Source organism: Paracidovorax valerianellae (genome assembly GCF_900102625.1).
GTDB lineage: Bacteria > Pseudomonadota > Gammaproteobacteria > Burkholderiales > Burkholderiaceae_C > Paracidovorax > Paracidovorax valerianellae.
In genome coordinates this window covers 44,743-61,367 of record NZ_FMZC01000018.1, presented here as the reverse complement: position 1 = coordinate 61,367, position 16,625 = coordinate 44,743, and the positions used below count along the sequence as shown (strand labels likewise).

The window sequence follows — 16,625 nt, the reverse complement described above, 5'->3', positions numbered from 1 at the left end:
TCCCGCCACCCCATCCAGCTTTGCACTGGTGCGGCGTTGGCGGGATTTTTCATCTTCGCCGTACCCAACAGGACCAGCGCCACGGCTGTTCCATAAAACAACACTGCGTGGTCTCAGGGTCTGAGGCTTGCGCCGACGGTCGCCGGCCCATCACGCAGGAAGCAAACCCTGCCAACGCCTGCCCGAGCCCGAGGCCCCGGGGCAGGCAGGCATCCGTCAGTGCATCATCTGCGGCTGTCGCTCCAGCAGATGCTCGAACTGCGACAACCAGGGTTCCGCCAGGCAGCGGATCTGCGCGTCGTTGCTCAGGATGCGCTGCATGATGCGCGTCTTTTCCCGGCGGTGTTCAGGCAGCAGGTCGTGCTCCTGGGCCTTGAAGCGCAGTTGCTCGATCAGCACGGCACAGGCGCCTTCATAGCGCACCACCCCGTCCCAATCCTTGAGCTTGGCAGCCTCCAGCATCTTGGCGCTGCTGTCTTCGATGGCTTTGTAGTAATCGATGAGCATTTCAGACATTCTTAATTTCCTCCGCCCTGGCCCGCTGGACGGCCACCAGAACCGATCTCTCCCCAACCTTGCGCCACCGGCGTGATCAGGTTGACGACTTCTTCCACCAGCGTCACGTCGTTGCGCAGGTTGGCCATGGTGAGCCGACTCACACAGTAGTCGTACAGCGAACGCAGGTTGGCGGCCAGTTCCCCGCCTTGTACGGGGTTGAGGCCGCCCTTGAGCCCCTCTTCGATGATGCGCACCGCCTTGCCCAGATGGCGACCCTTCTCCTCGACGTCGCCACGCTGCATGGAGCCGCGGGCGGCGTTGAGCGATTGCACCAGGCCATCGAACAACATCTGGATCAACTGATGGGGGGATGCACCATCCACACTGGATTGCACACCGACCTGCCGATAGACCGAGGCGGCGCGGGAACTGACTGGCGTGTACATCGAGAACTCCTTCATGCTACTTACAGTCAATATCGGCAAATCAGGAAGGAACTCAAGGACATTTGCGAGGTGTTTTGGCGTTTCGGCAAGGCAGTGTTGCAGTGCATCGTCCAGCGCTCAGCCGAGCCGAAAAGTGTCGGCTGGCGTGAGCGAAAGACTCACTTGTTCCACTGCGCGACCTGCTGCGTGATGTAGCTGTTGAGCGCAGAAAGATTGCCCATCTGCTTGTCGAGCGCTGTGTACTGCGCTCGCATCCGTTTTTCCAACACGGCCGCGCGGTCGTTCACTTTGTCTTGGTCGGAAGTGTTGCGCTTGACTTCGAGGTCCAGTGCGTCGGACTTGTTGTTCATGAGCCCGTCGAGCGCCAGCAACCCGGACGTGAACGTCTTCATGCGCACGGCGGCCCCCGTGCCGACACCCCCCGTAGCGGGATCGGCGGCGAACAATTGCTTGAGCGTGTCGGGCGTCTTCAGAGCGTTGTCCAGCTTGGTGTTGTCCACCGTCATCTTGCCGCCGCGCTGCAATTCCAGCCCGATATCGGAAAGCGTCTGCAACGAAGAGCTACCGCCCGTCGCGGCACCAATGGCCGCGCGCAGCGAATTCTGCAACCCCACCGCAGTGCTGTCGCCTTGCAGTACGCCCTTGGATTTGGTCTCGCTGTCGTATTTGGTGGAAGACCCCAGCAGATCGTTAACGGCGTTGTAGGCGTTCACGAAGTCCTGGACGTTCTTCTTCATCGTCGCCGTATCGGCCTTCACGCCCATTTCCACATCGGCCGTGGTGACCTGCGATACCGTCAGCGTGAGACCGGGGATGGCTTCGGTGAACGTGTTGTCCTTGGACGAAACGCTGATGCCATTGATCTTCGCCAACGTGTTCTGCGCGTACTGAACGGTATTGGCAGCAAGGCCCACGCCCGGAGAGTTTTGCGGATCGAACGCCAGCTTCGACAATCCTGGCGCTGCAGAATCTTCGGAGACCTGCACCCGGAACCCGGACTCTTCACCCGTGGTCTTGGAGCGCAATAGAAGCCGCTCGCCCGATGCATCGCGCAGCACGGTCGCGGTAACGCCAGCGTCGCCCTCATTGATCTTGGCTGCGATATTGGTGATCGTGTCGGTCGCGCTGACCGAGATATTGACCGGCTTGCCAGACCCGACACCGAACGTCGGCGGGTTGGCAGTCGAATCCCAGGTACCCAGCTGAATGCTCATGCTGCCGGCGCCGACCACGGAATCCTTGGCCACCGCAGTTGACGCATTCGACTGCGCACGGGCCAGTTGCTGCACGCTGACGCCGAAGGATGAGGCGCTGGCGATGCCCGACACCGTGGCCGTGACCGCTGCACTGTTGGAAGAACTGACCGCCATGCCATTCCAGGCGCTGTCCCGGGTGAGCTTGGCCGCCGCATCCGACAAGGTCGACAGCAGCGATTTCACCTGGGAAAACGTGGAAATCTTGGTCTGAATGGTGTCCGCTCTGGATTGCAGCTGCACGAGAGGCCGCTTTTCCAGCGCCACCGTCTGGCTGACGATGTTTTCCACGTTGAGCCCGCTGCCAATGCCTATCGAGGTAATACCCATTTTTGGTCTCCCAGGCAGCCGAGGCCACCATCAACAATCAATACACGATTGTGGCGAGAATCGCTTCGATCTAAAAGCAGGAAAAGCGGCGACAGGAGTGGCCCTGTCGCCGCTTAAGAGGGTTCGGACCGATCCGTTACCCCTTATAAGCCACCGATTAACGCAGCAGGGACAGCACGCCCTGGGGCAGCTGGTTGGCCTGGGCCACCATCGCGGTGCCAGCCTGTTGCAGGATCTGCGTGCGCGACAGGTTGGCCGTTTCCTTGGCGAAGTCGGCGTCCACGATACGGCCGCGCGATGCGGACAGGTTTTCAGCCTGAATGTCGATGTTGCCGACCGAATTCTCGAAGCGGCTTTGCAGAGCGCCGAGGTCGGCACGGGCGGAGTTGACCTGGTCGATCGCGCTGTCGATCTTCTTCAGCGAAACCCAAGCGTCCTTTTGCGTCGCGACGGTCACGGTGTCGATACCCTTCTTGTCGGTGCCTGTGGCTGCCGCGAGCGTGGGGGCTGCAAAGCCCGTGTTCGCTACGGAGAAGCCGGTGGTGCCGCCGAACGTGATGGTTTCAGGCACTGGAGGCGTTGCGCCAGTCAGCTTGGAAGACGCGAACTCCAGGTCATACGTGCCGTCGTCCTTCTTGGTCAAGAAAGCGGTCACACCGGTATCGGCGGACTTGTTATTGATTGCGGATACCACTTGGCCCAGGCGTTCCACGCCAGAACCCGCTGCCTTGATCTCGCCCAGATCGATGGCGGACGACGAGCCCACCTGGATCGTCAGGCCACCGGTTGCGATCTTAGTGCTGAAGCCCGTGACCGTGGCATCGGAAGCGTTCAAAGCCGTCACGCTGCCCGTGGAGTATTCGATGTTCGACAAGCCGGAAGCCGAAGAATTCGTCAAAGCGCCGACAGTGATGTTTTCACCAGAGTTGGCACCCACTTGGAACAGGGCTCCAGCGAAGCTGCCGTCCAGAATCTTTTGGCCGTTGAAGCTGGTTTGCTTGGCAACGCGGTCGATTTCATCGGTGAGCTGCTTCACTTCGGACTGCAGGGCTGCGCGGTCCTTGGTGCTGTTGGTGGCATTGCTGGCCTGCACCGACAGTTCACGCATCCGTTGCAGCATGTCGCCGACCTTGCCCAAGGCGCCTTCAGCCGTTTGAGCCAGCGAGATGCCGTCGTTGGCATTGCGGGCTGCCACGGTCAGACCCTTGATCTGGGTGTTCATGCGCTCGGCGATCGACAGGCCGGCGGCATCGTCCTTGGCGCTGTTGACGCGCAGGCCGGAAGACAGGCGCTGCATCGAGGTGGTGAGAGAGTTCGCCGACATGCCCAGATTGCGTTGAGCGTTGAGCGAGGCAACATTGGTGTTGATGGTAGAGGCCATTGAAATGCTCCTTGGTAACTTAAATTCCGGCTAGACCGCCGATCACAACGCTGACCCCCATGGTCAGCTGCCAAGACCGGGGCGGCAGTCACGTGAACCAATCCATCGCTTGCCGGTCAACAAATTCGCTTGAACCTGTTGGTTAGGTTATCGGGCAGCCCCTGCAGAACTTGAGCCTCCTCGTGCAAAAAAAATGCGCGTTCCCTCTGAGCGGCATCTGCGCCGTAGCCATACAAGGGTGGAGATGGGCGGTTTTCTGCCCTTTTTTCCCAACGCCGGGAAACAGCCATCTAGAGAGAATTCTCCCAACGCTAGGGTTACCGCTGACGGAGAGGTGTCCTTGGCCACGGCAACTGTGCCTTGTCCCTTTTGCGAAGGAGTTCCGTAATGGCCTCGACGATCAACACCAACATCGCTTCACTCAACGCCCAGCGCAACCTGGGAATGTCGGCTGCATCCTTGACGACTACGATGCAGCGGCTGTCTTCCGGCCTGCGCGTCAACAGCGCCAAGGACGATGCCGCCGGCCTGGCCATCGCCGAACGCATGAATACCCAGGTCAAGGGGCTGGCGGTGGCATCCCGCAATGCCAACGACGGCATTTCCCTGGCCCAGACCGCAGAAGGCGCCCTGGGCAAGGTCGGCGACATGCTGCAACGGATGCGCGAACTGGCCGTCCAGGCCAGCAATGCCACCAACAGCAAAGCCGACCGGGCTGCCTTGCAATCCGAAGTCAAGCAGCTCACCGACGAAATCGACCGCGTCTCCAAGCAGACCAGCTTCAACGGCCAGAAGATTCTGGACGGCAGCTTTGCTGGTGCCTTGTTTCAAGTTGGCGCCAACTCCGGCGACAACGTCACGCTGGGCGCCCTAGCAGACACGCGCGCCTCGGGACTGTCCAGCATCATGTTCTCCAGCACGAGCACGGCCATTGCCGTAGATGCCTCCGACGCATCCATCTCGGCCTTCGGAAGTGCCATTCCGGCAGGTGGGCTGACCATTCAGGTCGGTACCGCCTCCGCCATTGATCTGGGCAGCATCAAAGCAGCCGGCTCCGGCGTGGAGCGCCTGGGCCAGGTGATTTCGGCCATCAATAACAAGACGGCCGACACCGGCGTGACCGCGTTCCTCACCAAGAACGACGACGGCAGCTACGGGCTCGAATTCGCATCGTCGAAACTGACGAATGCCATCCCCCCCGTGCCAGAGGCCGTCACATTTGGCGGAACGACCGGGTTTACCGTGGCCACTACGGGTTTTGTTCCTCCCACGCTGACAAATGCCACGGGCAGTGCACAAAAAGGGATCGACAGCGTCAATATCGGGACGCAAAGCGAAGCCTGGGTGGCCTTGAAGAAGATCGACAGCGCGATCGACCAGGTGAACTCGGCCCGTGCCGATCTGGGCGCCCTGCAAAGCCGCTTCGAGAACGCGATTGCCAACATCGACATCCAGGGCGAGAACATGTCGGCGGCACGCGGCCGGATCATGGACGCTGACTTTGCCAAGGAAACGGCCAACCTTTCGCGCACGCAGATCCTGCAACAGGCTGGCACCGCGATGGTGGCCCAGGCCAACCAGTTGCCACAGCAGGTGCTGAAGCTGCTGCAGGGATAAGGAGCCGCTGAAATTCGCGGCTACACTGCCGCGCAACCATTTCAAGCCTTGCCCGGCGGCATTCGCCACCCGGGCTCTTTCTTTGCCCTGGAGCCACTATGTCCACCCCCACCATCGAGCAATTCATCGAAAGTTTTCTGGTCGCGGTCGACTTCCAGGACCCGGTTGAGGTCACGCCTGAGACACCCTTGCTCAGCCTGCCCGAGTGGGACTCGCTCGCCGCTTTGGGCGTGATCGTCATGTTCGATGTCGACTACGGCAAAACGATCGTCGGAGACGATCTGAAGAACTGCGCCACAATCACCGATCTGTACAAACTCTTGGGTTAGCACCATGGGGCTGTCCACGCTACGCAATGTCCGGTTCGCAGGCATGGCCAGCTGCGTTCCTAAACGCATCCTGCACAACATCGACGACGCCGCCCCAAAAATCCGATCGGAGCGCGAGCGTCTGGTACGCAACATCGGCATCCAGCAACGCCGCATTTGTCAGGAATGGCAGACGTTTTCCGATCTGGCATTCGACGCCACAGGCACCTTGCTCGACACACTGAATTGGCAACGCGAGGAAATCGACGCGCTGATTGTCGTTACCCAATCGCCGGACTACCTTATTCCGGCGACAGCCATCATCCTGCAAGATCGGCTCAAACTTTCGCAAGCTACCATTGCCTTCGATGTGAATCTAGGCTGTTCTGGCTATCCGTTCGGATTGCATATCTTGGGAAGCATGATTGCCTCCGGTGCAATCAAAAAAGGGTTAGTGCTGGTGGGCGACCGTTGCGCCACCTTGAACGATCCACTTTTTTCGGATGCAGGGACAGCAACTGCGCTTGAGTTCGATCCCGCTGCGCCGCCAATGCACTTCGACCTCAACAGCGACGGCAGTGGCTACAAAGCCATCATGCTGCCGGTAGGCGGGCATCGTGAACCTTTTGGTCCCCAGCACAGCGTTCCGACACGCGACGAAGACGGCACCCTGCATTGGCCGTCCGAACTGATTCTGGATGGCCCTGCCGTATTGAGTTTTTCAACGCAACAGGTTCCTCCTTCCGTGCGGCGCGCGCTGGAATACGCGAATCTCACTGCGGAAGACATCGACTTCTTCATCTTTCACCAAGCCAACCGGATGATCAACGAGACCATTCGCAAGAAGCTGGCGCTTCCCCCTGAAAAGGTGCCTTCCACTTTGGCGGATTTTGGCAACACCAGCGGCGCGTCGCTTCCGGTGACTATGACAGCCCGCATCGCTGAGACGTTGGCTCACGGGAGCCACAAGCTCTTGCTGGGCGGTTTCGGAATCGGCCTGTCCTGGGGGACATGCATTCTTGACATCGAAAACGCGGTGTTCCCACCGCTTTTGATCTCGTGATTAACGAGCCCACGGCCCATTTCAGCCTGCATGGCCGCCGGGTTCTTGTGACGGGGGCTTCTTCCGGAATCGGTGCTGCTGTAGCCAAGCTCTGCTCAGAACTCGGCGCCGAGCTGTGCCTGAGCGGACGGGATTCCGAACGGCTGGAAATTACTCACGCCGGTTTAGCGGGATCAGGACACACCGTGGTCGCGGGCGACATCACCGACCCTGCCACGCTCGATGCGCTGGTGCAGTCGGCCCCGCATTTCGATGGTCTGGTCTCGTGCGCCGGCGTCGCGACCCTGGTGCCGATGCGCATGGCCAGTGAAAAATACCTGCAGCAAATGCTTGCGGTCAACTATCTGGCGCCGATCGGGCTGGCGCAACGCTTGCTGCACAAGCGCAAACTGCGCGAAGGAGCTTCGCTGGTTTTCATCAGCGCTCTGTCGGCTCGGGCTGCGCCGCAGGCCGCTGGTGCTTACGCTGCCTCAAAGGCAGCGCTCGAGGCAGCATCTCGGACTTTGGGACTCGAGCATGCAAAGCAACGCATACGCTCCAACTGCATTGCGCCTGGTTATGTCGATACCCCCATGCTCCAACGCCTGGGAAGCGCCGCCGACATGAGTGAAAAAATCGCATTGACCCCTCTCGGCACAGTGACCCCGGATGATGTCGCTCCTGCAGCGGCTTGGTTGCTTTCTCCTGCCAGCCGCTGGATCACGCGAACCACGTTGACCCTTGATGGCGGCATCTCTCTGCCGATCCGGCTATGAATACCGTCGTCACCACTGATGCCGCGTTCGCCGCAGCCAGGCGCATCTTCGGTCTGGAAGGCAAAACAGTGCTGGTGACCGGCGCCTCGAAAGGCATCGGTCAAGAGGTAGCGAGGCAATGCGCCGCTGCCGGCGCACAGGTGGTAATTGCAGGACGCGACGCCGCACGCCTGCAAGAGACGCTGGACAGCCTGGAAGGTTCCGGCCATCGGGTGTTGGCGGCTGAGCTAACCGATGTGGCTGCTCGCAAACAATTTGCCTCCGACTGCGGCCCGCTCGATGGAGTGGTGCATAGCGCCGGGATTCGCGGTCTTGCGCCCATGAAGATGGTGGGTGACGCTTTTCTGGCCCAGGTCATGGAGACGAATTACGTCGCGCCGATGATGCTGACACGCCACCTGCTAGCCAAAGGGCAGATTCGTCCCGGGGGATCATTGGTATTTCTGTCATCCATCGCAGCGCTGACGGGCACCGTCGGCGTCGGTCCCTATGCGGGCTCTAAGGCCGCGCTGGTGGGGACGCTACGCCCACTGGCGCTCGAACTGGCCAAGCGGGGAATTCGCGCCAACGCCCTTTGCCCAGGCCTGGTAGAAACCACGCTGATCACCGAGGACAAAGATTGGTTTGAGGAAAGCCGTAAACGCTACCCGCTGGGAATCGGTCTGCCTGCCGATGTAGCTCACGCTTGCTTATATTTCCTGAGTGGAGCCAGCACCAAGGTCACTGGCGCCGTTTTCAGCATGGATGGGGGCGTGGAGTTTGTATGACCACGGAGCAAAAGACTGTCTCCAATCATGTGCTGATCGTTGGCGCAGGCGGCTTTGGCCGTGCAACTGCCAGCTTGGCGCGCTCCGACCTGGCCTGTGGCGTGGCCTGGGACGTCAAAGGGTTTCTCGACAATCGAGTGGACCTTCACAACCCCAGTGACTTGCCTATCCTCGGCGACCCTCTGACGTATCAAGTGCAAGAGGGCGACATTTTCGTTTGCGCATTGGGTGACCCAGCTGCCAAACGACAGTACAGCGCCAACCTGCGAAAGCAGGGCGCCAATTTCATCATTCTGCGGCCCGACCTGACAACAGGTGAGCGGGTACAGCTTTCGCCCGGTGGACTTTTTGAACGCAAGGTATCGTTGGGCCCCGACGTGCAGGTCGGTGAACTCGTCACTATTTTGTCTACCACCATCGTTGGATACGATGTGCAAATCGGCGACTACTGTCAAATCGCCAGCTTCGTCTTCATCGGCGGTGGTGCACGGATCGGAAACGACGTCGTGATTCATCCCCATGCCACTATCCTTCCAGGAATCACCATTGGTGATGGAGCCGTAGTTGGTGCAGGCAGCGTTGTCATTCGCGATGTGGCGCCAAGAACTACCGTAATGGGCAACCCTGCCAAGCCATTTTCCTTTCGGTAGCACCATGCTGTCGCGGCTCTCACCAGCGCACTATTTGGATCAGGAAATCTTCGCGCGCGAGCAGACCCAGGTCTTTCGCAAGCTGTGGCTGTTTGCAGCCTTCCGCACGGCTTTGGCAGAACCTGACGCATTCGCCACCCGCGAACTGGGAGGCCTCCCGGTACTGCTGCAGAACTGCGATGGCGAAATCCGAGCCTTCGAAAACCTGTGCCCGCATCGCCAAATGCCTTTGCAAAAGGAAGCATTCGGCCAGGCACGCATGGCATGCCCTTACCACGGATGGGTCTTCGACCCTGAGGGCAAGGTCAAGACGATTCCACACGAACAGCGCCTATACGCCTATTCCCCAGAAAAGCGTAAAGACCTTTGCTTGAAGCGATACGCGGTGCGGGAAGTCGGCAACCTGATTTTTGTGAACCTAGATTCCGAACCGCTACCCTTTGACGAGCAGTTCAGCCCTGAATTACAGCGGGCACTGGCGGACATCACCAGTCACTTCGGTACGCAGGCAGTGCATGCCGATCTGCCCGCACGCTACAACTGGAAGCTCAACTATGAGAACGTGCTCGATTACAACCATGTTCCATATATTCATCCGAAGACCTTCCAACCGCTGTTGCGAGAAGGCATTTCGGATATCCGCCAGGACGCGGACGCAGCCGATGGGAACTCAACATCAAGCACTGCCCATCCATTGACCCGTAGCTTGGCAGCACAGAGTTTCTGGACCCGATCGCCCATTCGTATAGAGCCGTGGCCCTGGCATGCTGCAGTGCGCCGATATGGCGACGGTGACTTTTACTACAACTTTTTTCTATACCCGAACGTCAACTTCATTTCGCTCGGGGGCCTGACTTTTCTGCTGCAGCAGTTCCACCCCGTGGCACCCGATCGCACGGAAGTGCGCTTCACTTTGTGTGCAGCCAAGGAAACACGTCGACTGCCCGCTCTGCCTGCCATCCTGTGGGGCCACCTCAAAAGCGAGGTGGCGGTATTGCATGAGGATTTGGGCCATTTGGAGGCACTCCAATCTCATCTGTATGTTGGCGCACCGCGTGCAAGGCACGGCATCTACGAAGAGCGGCTGATAGCTGCGGCCGATACTTATCTGCGCTTGATGGGAGAGGACGTTTAATGAATCCCACCAAGAGCTTTTGCCTAATCGGGGTGGGCGAAGTGTTCCAGGCGATCGCCAGCGATGCTCCGGGCCATGGGCTGCCAGAGGGCTGGCAATTGCGGGCGGCCAGCAGTGTGGCGGCTCTGTCAGCCTCCGCGAGCGAATTGATCGAAGGGCTGGATCCTGCAGCCACGACTCTCTTTGTGGCGGTGGACCACAATGCACTCAACTACGCCCGGCTCGAACTCTATGGGGCAGCACGTCTGCGCGGATTGCGTATGGCCACACTGGTACATGCAAAAGCCATTGTTGCGCCGGACGCCCGATTGGCTGACAACGTTTGGATTGGCGCAGGTACGCTGATTGGTAGAGCAGCGAGTATCTCCAGCGACGTGCTGATTCATCCTGGCACACGCATCGATGCAGGTGCCAAGATCGGGATGCACAGTTGGCTAGGGCCGGGCGCCTCAGTTGGAACAGGCGCCGAAATCGGAGCGCACAGCGTGATCGGAGCGGACCAGCGTTTGCGAGCGGGTTTGCACATCGGCCGCCACTGCGTCATAGATGGGGTGGATGCACCATCCGAACACTTGGGGTCTGGCACTTTCATTGCCCCGCACTTTGCGCGTCCAGCACGGATGATTGGTGCTGGGTACAGTTTCGAAAAAAGACGCTAACAGCATGCGCTCGACCATTCCTGCAGAAGCCTATATCGACGAAACCTGGTTCGCACGGGAGCAGCAATTGCTTATGCGCCCGCTTTGGCAATTCGTGACGCCGCGCATGCTGCTTGCAAAACACAATGCCTTTGTTACCCGAAACATCTGTGGCATTGAGGTCGTAGTTCAGAACTTCCATGGGGAATTGAAGGCGTTCGAAAACATATGCCTTCATCGGCAAAACCCGTTGCAGCAGCAGCCTCAGGGTATCCGGCCTCTCGTGTGCAGTTACCACGGCTGGGGTTACGACTCGGAAGGTAGGGTAGACAACATACCCTTTCAGGACGCGGCTTACCGGCTACCAAAGCAGGAGCGCGCATGTTTGCGGTTACGGCGCTTTCCGGTGGAATGCATCGGCAACTTAGTATTCGTTAATGTGGCAGACCGTCCCCTGTCGATTGAACACCAGTTTTCGATGGAGGCGTTGTCTTCGCTACGCGATGCATCCGAGCATTTCGACAGCGAGGTTTTGGTGGCTACGCTACCGAGCCACTTCAACTGGAAACTTGCCTATGAGAACCTCCGTGACAGTTTGCATCCTCGCTATCTGCATCAGCAGAGCGTCTATCAACAGGTGAAATTTCAAGTCCAGATGGATGAAGCTGCAGTGGCCCAAGCGCACCAGTACCATCGTTTGGGAGCTTCAAGCCAAGCTGAACACTTGTATGTATTGCGCACTTTAAGCAATGGAGGGCTGAACGAGCCGCTGGTGCATGCCACCCATTACGCTTGGCATGATCATGTAGAGCGCTACGGCACTGACGACTGGTACTTGAACTGGCTGGTCTTCCCGAACCTTCATGTCGCTTCAGGTTCGGGCGGCTATTCCTTCATCATTGAGCACCACCAACCAGTGTCCGCCAACCGCACCGATTTGGTCATTTATTACGTCACTGCGCGCAAAACACGCCGCTACTCCACATCGGAAGCTGTATTGCTGGCCCACTTGGAAGGGGCCGAAAAGGTCCTAAAGGAAGATATTGCGGTGATGGAAAAGGTGCAGTCTGCATTGCATGCAGACGCACCACGGGCCACACTTGGCGACTTCGAGTTTGCCAACATCGGAGTTGAGCGCTGGTATATGGACGTAATGGAGGGCCGTCATGTCCTCTAGAAAATATGTCATCGGGACAGGTCCGTCACTCGATTGGGCAATGGCCCACTGGGCCGAGGCAGCCACGGAAGAAACCCTCTCCCGAATCGATGTGGGCCAAGACAAGGACTATCGCTTTGATCGCTCGGGGCTAGATGCTTTGTCTTCACAGGGAGCAACAGCTTTCGTCGCTTGGGGTCCGCAATTTCTTAACTACCGCAGGTTGGAGTTGATGGGAGAACTCAAGGGGCGGGGTTTCCGTCTACCTCCACTCATTTGCCGAGGGGCAATAATTGCCCAAAGTGCCGTGATAGGAGAGAACTGTGCTATCGGCCCCGGGGCAGTGATTGGAGCGCTCTGCAAACTAGACTTCAACGCAGTGATTGGATGTGCAGCAGTGATCGGCCATGGATGCCGCGTTGGCGCGTCGGTTTGGATCGAGGATGGTGTTCAAATCGGCGCAGGCTCGATCATCGGCGCCCATGCCACCCTTGGCAGTGGCGTACTTCTCGAAGCCGGCATTCAGGTCGGCAAACGCTGCGTTGTCGATGTGCCCCGTCGTTACACGGCGTCAATCGCGAACGGCACTTTTCATTTGCCAGCGTTTCCTTCGCCTGTCGTAATACTGAACGGCTGAATTCCCACCGCTATGAAAACCGCCACACCGTACAGTTTCGAAGGTTTTGATTTCGACCTGCTCCGCCATTCCTACATTACCCGCGCGAACGCCTTGCAACTTAACCCATGGGTGGATTTGCCAGATTGGGTCCAAGCCGATCCTGGCGGAAGCCTGAATGGCTGCAAAATCGTGTTGTGCGGCAGCAAAATGCCGGGCGAACTCAGATTCCTTGCTAATCACTGTGAGGTGATTGGCATCGTGGACGATTTCCTCTTGCGTTCGCAGCAGGAGTGCATGGGAATTCCTGTGTTGTCCACAGACCAATGGATAACACTTGCTCAAAGCGATGCAGACATCGTCTCGATCATCGCTGTGGCCACCGTGGCAGGGGACAACCACTTCTCTCGAGCTATGGCACAGAATGGCTTACGGGGACTGCGAATGCTCGAGGCTTTCCGCATTCTCACAGCGAACACTAAGCGGGTGTCAGGTGTTGGTAACACTTTCGTATATGGCTTGCCCTTCTTTCGACATGCAGTGCAGCATGTCGATCAATTCCTGCGCTGCGCACAATTACTGGACGATCCGTATTCAAGATTTACTTACTTCAGCATCTTGAATTACCGGCTGAGCGCCGACCCTCGCATATTGCAGCAGTGCGCCGTGGGGTACAACACCGACCGTATCGGACACGGCAGCTATCTTTTCAATCGTTCATTTTTCACTTTTTCCGATGAAGAGATTTTCGTGGATGGAGGCGCTTTTGACGGGGACAGCGTGGAGCAATTCCTGCGTGCTGTGAAGGGGCGTTTCCGTAAGATCTATGCGTTCGAGCCCTCCCCAGATGTCGCACAGCGTTGCCGCGAGCGTATTTGCAGGTTGCAGGCCGAATACCTTCCCGAACTGGTAAGCCGCATCGCAGTCGTCGAACGTGGTCTCTGGAGCAAAGAAGCGAACCTGCTGTTCAATCCCACTCAGTACGCTCCCAAGGAAACGGCGCTTGCTAGCCAAGCGCCTCTGGCAGGGCATGTGATCGAAGCTGGAATGAGCCAGCATCTCTACGCCCCGGAAGAAGAAAGCGATGGCAGCTTCAGCATCCCTACGACATCGATCGATGCTGCTTGCGAACTTCCTCCGAGTCTTATCAAGCTGGAGGTGGAGGGTAGCGAATTAAAAGCGCTAGAGGGCGCGCGCAATACGATCGAGCGCCATCGACCAAAGATGGCGATTTCGGTCTATCACAAACCCGAGGACTTGATCACGCTGTTGGACTTCGTAGCGCAGACCGGTAAGGAATATCGCATGAGCCTACGCCAGCACAACCCTCATGTGCCGGACGCGATGGTTTGCTACTGTTATTGAACTGGGCTGCTCTGCTCTTCACGCCCTCCACCTCAAGCGGCTCTTACACAACTGCTTTCATGAACTCCACCCCGCTTCCTGCATGCGATCTGGTCACCCACCTTAACCTAGGAAGATTGACTAATGAAGAAATTCTCCAGCAAACTTTAACTGCCTATAAAGACGATCCTCTATTCTGCATCCCGGAAAAAGCCCGTGAGATTTTTGCACGGCGGGGCTGAAACACCTTTCATTTTGCTAGGTACCAAGGATTTTGCAGCCATCTTCATTTCGAATGTCGGGGACCGAGCAAGGGTACTTTACGTAGTGGATGACTTTAAATGCCACCGGGGCGAGCTCTTCTATGGCATAGAAATTATCTCAACCGACAAATTTTTGGAACTCGTGCGGCAGAGCCCTGACGTGGTGGCATTGAACTGTTGCCGCGTCGATTTTTCACGCCGCTTTTTCGAAAATCTTTGCCGCTTTCACGATGTGCCATGTCTGAATCATGAACAAGCCATACGGCTTTTGGGCATGAACGATATCATCGATTACCGCATCTGTGACTGGGGACCTTCTATCGCATCCAGGTTCCATGACTATTTGGCGATAGGCCAGCGGTTTGCAGACCCATACTCGCTGGAAACCCTGCATGGGGTAATGATGTTCCATTTAACTTGCAATCCGGAATGGCATCTAAACATTGCTCGACCATATTCAACGCTATATTTTCGTTCTGGACTTTTTTCTCTCACGAATAAAGAGAAATTTGTCGACTGCGGTGCTTCTGTGGGTGAATCAACGAGTGGCCTGATCGATGTGACCCGAGGTCAGTTCACCCACTCATGGATGATTGAACCTGATCGCCAAAACATCGAAACGCTGCGTAAACTGCAACGAAAGTACGCGGGCACGCCATTGGAAAGCAAAATCACATTGCATCCAGTAGCCGTAGGTGACCGCGTCACTGAGGTCCCCTTCCATCATTTAGGTGGTCATGCTGGCGTAGTTGCGCCAAACTTGGATGCCACTCCAGACCGCGTCAGCGTTCAACCGGTCGACATGATCATTGATGACATTCCTACTTTCATCAAAATAGATATTGAGGGTTTCGAACTGGCCGCCTTGCGCGGCAGTGCCAAGGCAATTGCAGGGGGAAAACCGAAGCTTGCGTTATCGGCTTACCACCGCCCGACCGATCTGCTTGATTTAACAAACTATGTCGATAGTATTTCGACCGGGTACGTACTAGGTCTGCGTCACCACACTGAGGAACGGTGGGACACCTGTTTGTACTTTTACTAAGCCGCTTGATTTAAGTATTGAAATCTGCGCTGGAGAAGAGAACCATGGCCATCGTCCGAGGAGGACTATCTCGCGTCCTCATGAAATATGCCGATCTCGACCTGGCCAATATCCGCTTGATTGGCTGGGGAGCAGGACAAGCTTTCCGCGACTACTTCCCCCACACGGCCCTGCCGCTCGAATACACCGTTTGTCCTCGCCAAGAAAACCAGGGAAAGACGATCCACGGTATTCCGGTCCGTCCACCGGAAGCGCTGCTGGAGGAAAAGCACGACGAAGTACTGGTCGTGGTTTTCTCGGCCTATGCGCCCGAGATCATGAATGCCATACGCAATACCTATGGCAACTACCGCACGGTGCGTGCGGTGGACTTCGGCGATGACGCAGGGCTGATTGAAGAATTGCAGGCTTTTCAATCCGCCGTCCGGGGTGGTATGCGGCTGGAGAAACCGCATGCTGTGCAGCCTGCGGAGCTAGGTCTATTCGTGCAAGGGCCCATCACCGAATTCACGCTGCTGGCACTGGCTTATCACCGCATGCGCTACCCTGCAGCGCACCTTGCGCTGGTGACATGGACCACAGAAGATTCGGCGTTGGTCGATGCCTGCCGTCCATGGGTGGATGAGCTCGCACAAATAGATCCACCGCCTCCCAACGGCTATGACACTCGTAACTACATCACCCGGTCGTGCAAGGCTGGCAGCCAATTGATGTTGAAGGCCGGCGTGCGCTATGTCGTTCGGCTGCGCTCCGATGCTGTGCTGGTTGGGTCGGTCTATCGCACGCTGGATCGGCTCTTCGGCAACGGAGGCAAGAACGTGGGAAAGATGGGTGTGCTGCTGCAGGCTTCATGGGCTTACATGCCGTTCCACTTCTCGGACAAGCTGATGATTTCGCGTGCAGAGGACATGGCGCAACTGTGGTCCATGCCCGAAGACCCCCGCGGTGCGGAGAGCTTCCCGGCTTCGCTGGCCGATCCGGCATTCCTCGACATGCCGTTCTTGGATTTCCGCCATTTGTCCTATGAGTCCTCGCTTTGGATGCACTATGCGCAAACGCTGGGATACCCCGCGGATACGCTGGAAGACGCCTATCGTTTCGCTCGCGACCGGTTGGTGGAAATCGATTCCGACACACGGATGTTCTCCATCAAGCATGTACCCCTTTTCAACCTAAAGCTGCGTCCCATGCTGGAGCCCTCGCTGGGATGGTGGCAAGAGATGCAGGGTGATTTTGAAGGCACGCTGGAGCAATTGCGCAGCGTGTCGTCCTCGGGAATGACGATGGCTGATTTTTTTGCCCGTCGGATCGGATGACCTTCACCTTCCATTTTCAAGAGCGGCGCAAACCTCAGGATTGG

18 protein-coding genes are annotated in these 16,625 nt (G+C 57.7%); 14 read left to right on the top strand and 4 right to left on the bottom strand.

Features of this window, described 5'->3' with window-relative positions; all coding sequences use genetic code 11:
* Nucleotides 1–216 precede the first annotated feature (216 nt).
* From BLT03_RS20840 to BLT03_RS20825, 4 genes are all read right to left on the bottom strand, one after another.
* The gene (locus BLT03_RS20840) at nucleotides 217–516 is read right to left on the bottom strand and encodes a flagellar protein FliT (protein ID WP_092745692.1); all 300 of its coding nucleotides are present in this window, start codon (nucleotides 514–516) and stop codon (nucleotides 217–219) included.
* 2 nt (nucleotides 517–518) lie between these two features.
* Nucleotides 519–944 (bottom strand): flagellar export chaperone FliS, encoded by a 426-nt coding sequence (gene fliS, locus BLT03_RS20835; RefSeq protein WP_092745717.1) that lies wholly within the window; start codon nucleotides 942–944, stop codon nucleotides 519–521.
* Between the two features lie 158 nt (nucleotides 945–1,102).
* Nucleotides 1,103–2,527, bottom strand: coding sequence for a flagellar filament capping protein FliD (gene fliD / locus BLT03_RS20830; protein WP_092745691.1), 1,425 nt, complete (start codon nucleotides 2,525–2,527; stop codon nucleotides 1,103–1,105).
* A gap of 157 nt (nucleotides 2,528–2,684) precedes the next feature.
* Complete coding sequence (locus BLT03_RS20825) at nucleotides 2,685–3,908, bottom strand: flagellin (protein ID WP_092745690.1); 1,224 nt, start codon at nucleotides 3,906–3,908, stop codon at nucleotides 2,685–2,687.
* 387 nt (nucleotides 3,909–4,295) lie between these two features.
* Between BLT03_RS20825 and BLT03_RS20820 the strand changes: the two genes are divergently transcribed.
* From BLT03_RS20820 to BLT03_RS20760, 14 genes are all read left to right on the top strand, one after another.
* The gene (locus BLT03_RS20820) at nucleotides 4,296–5,525 is read left to right on the top strand and encodes a flagellin (RefSeq protein WP_092745689.1); all 1,230 of its coding nucleotides are present in this window, start codon (nucleotides 4,296–4,298) and stop codon (nucleotides 5,523–5,525) included.
* A gap of 98 nt (nucleotides 5,526–5,623) precedes the next feature.
* The gene (locus tag BLT03_RS20815; protein ID WP_092745688.1) at nucleotides 5,624–5,854 is read left to right on the top strand and encodes an acyl carrier protein; all 231 of its coding nucleotides are present in this window, start codon (nucleotides 5,624–5,626) and stop codon (nucleotides 5,852–5,854) included.
* 4 nt (nucleotides 5,855–5,858) lie between these two features.
* Nucleotides 5,859–6,896 carry a ketoacyl-ACP synthase III gene (locus BLT03_RS20810; protein ID WP_092745687.1) on the top strand — a complete coding sequence of 346 codons (1,038 nt, stop codon included), beginning with the start codon at nucleotides 5,859–5,861 and terminating at the stop codon, nucleotides 6,894–6,896.
* A complete protein-coding gene (locus BLT03_RS20805) occupies nucleotides 6,893–7,651 on the top strand; it encodes an SDR family NAD(P)-dependent oxidoreductase (protein ID WP_217640192.1) in 759 nt (252 codons plus the stop codon). The genes BLT03_RS20810 and BLT03_RS20805 overlap by 4 nt, the downstream gene beginning before the upstream one ends.
* Nucleotides 7,648–8,418 (top strand): SDR family NAD(P)-dependent oxidoreductase, encoded by a 771-nt coding sequence (locus BLT03_RS20800; protein WP_092745686.1) that lies wholly within the window; start codon nucleotides 7,648–7,650, stop codon nucleotides 8,416–8,418. The genes BLT03_RS20805 and BLT03_RS20800 overlap by 4 nt, the downstream gene beginning before the upstream one ends.
* Nucleotides 8,415–9,068, top strand: coding sequence for a NeuD/PglB/VioB family sugar acetyltransferase (locus tag BLT03_RS20795; RefSeq protein WP_092745685.1), 654 nt, complete (start codon nucleotides 8,415–8,417; stop codon nucleotides 9,066–9,068). The genes BLT03_RS20800 and BLT03_RS20795 overlap by 4 nt, the downstream gene beginning before the upstream one ends.
* A 4-nt stretch (nucleotides 9,069–9,072) precedes the next feature.
* Nucleotides 9,073–10,203 carry an aromatic ring-hydroxylating oxygenase subunit alpha gene (locus tag BLT03_RS20790; RefSeq protein ID WP_092745684.1) on the top strand — a complete coding sequence of 377 codons (1,131 nt, stop codon included), beginning with the start codon at nucleotides 9,073–9,075 and terminating at the stop codon, nucleotides 10,201–10,203.
* Nucleotides 10,203–10,862 (top strand): LbetaH domain-containing protein, encoded by a 660-nt coding sequence (locus tag BLT03_RS20785; RefSeq protein ID WP_092745683.1) that lies wholly within the window; start codon nucleotides 10,203–10,205, stop codon nucleotides 10,860–10,862. The genes BLT03_RS20790 and BLT03_RS20785 overlap by 1 nt, the downstream gene beginning before the upstream one ends.
* A 4-nt stretch (nucleotides 10,863–10,866) precedes the next feature.
* Complete coding sequence (locus tag BLT03_RS20780; protein ID WP_092745682.1) at nucleotides 10,867–12,018, top strand: aromatic ring-hydroxylating oxygenase subunit alpha; 1,152 nt, start codon at nucleotides 10,867–10,869, stop codon at nucleotides 12,016–12,018.
* Complete coding sequence (locus BLT03_RS20775; protein ID WP_092745681.1) at nucleotides 12,008–12,634, top strand: DapH/DapD/GlmU-related protein; 627 nt, start codon at nucleotides 12,008–12,010, stop codon at nucleotides 12,632–12,634. The genes BLT03_RS20780 and BLT03_RS20775 overlap by 11 nt, the downstream gene beginning before the upstream one ends.
* Before the next feature lie 12 nt (nucleotides 12,635–12,646).
* Nucleotides 12,647–13,978: an FkbM family methyltransferase gene (locus BLT03_RS20770; protein ID WP_092745680.1), complete on the top strand. Its 1,332-nt coding sequence runs from the start codon at nucleotides 12,647–12,649 to the stop codon at nucleotides 13,976–13,978.
* A 59-nt stretch (nucleotides 13,979–14,037) separates the two neighbouring features.
* Nucleotides 14,038–14,199, top strand: coding sequence for a hypothetical protein (locus tag BLT03_RS24580; RefSeq protein ID WP_175537823.1), 162 nt, complete (start codon nucleotides 14,038–14,040; stop codon nucleotides 14,197–14,199).
* Nucleotides 14,174–15,265 carry an FkbM family methyltransferase gene (locus BLT03_RS20765; protein ID WP_139160470.1) on the top strand — a complete coding sequence of 364 codons (1,092 nt, stop codon included), beginning with the start codon at nucleotides 14,174–14,176 and terminating at the stop codon, nucleotides 15,263–15,265. Before BLT03_RS24580 ends, BLT03_RS20765 begins: the two co-directional genes overlap by 26 nt.
* A gap of 44 nt (nucleotides 15,266–15,309) precedes the next feature.
* Nucleotides 15,310–16,581: a hypothetical protein gene (locus BLT03_RS20760; protein ID WP_139160469.1), complete on the top strand. Its 1,272-nt coding sequence runs from the start codon at nucleotides 15,310–15,312 to the stop codon at nucleotides 16,579–16,581.
* The last annotated feature ends 44 nt before the right edge of the window (nucleotides 16,582–16,625 follow it).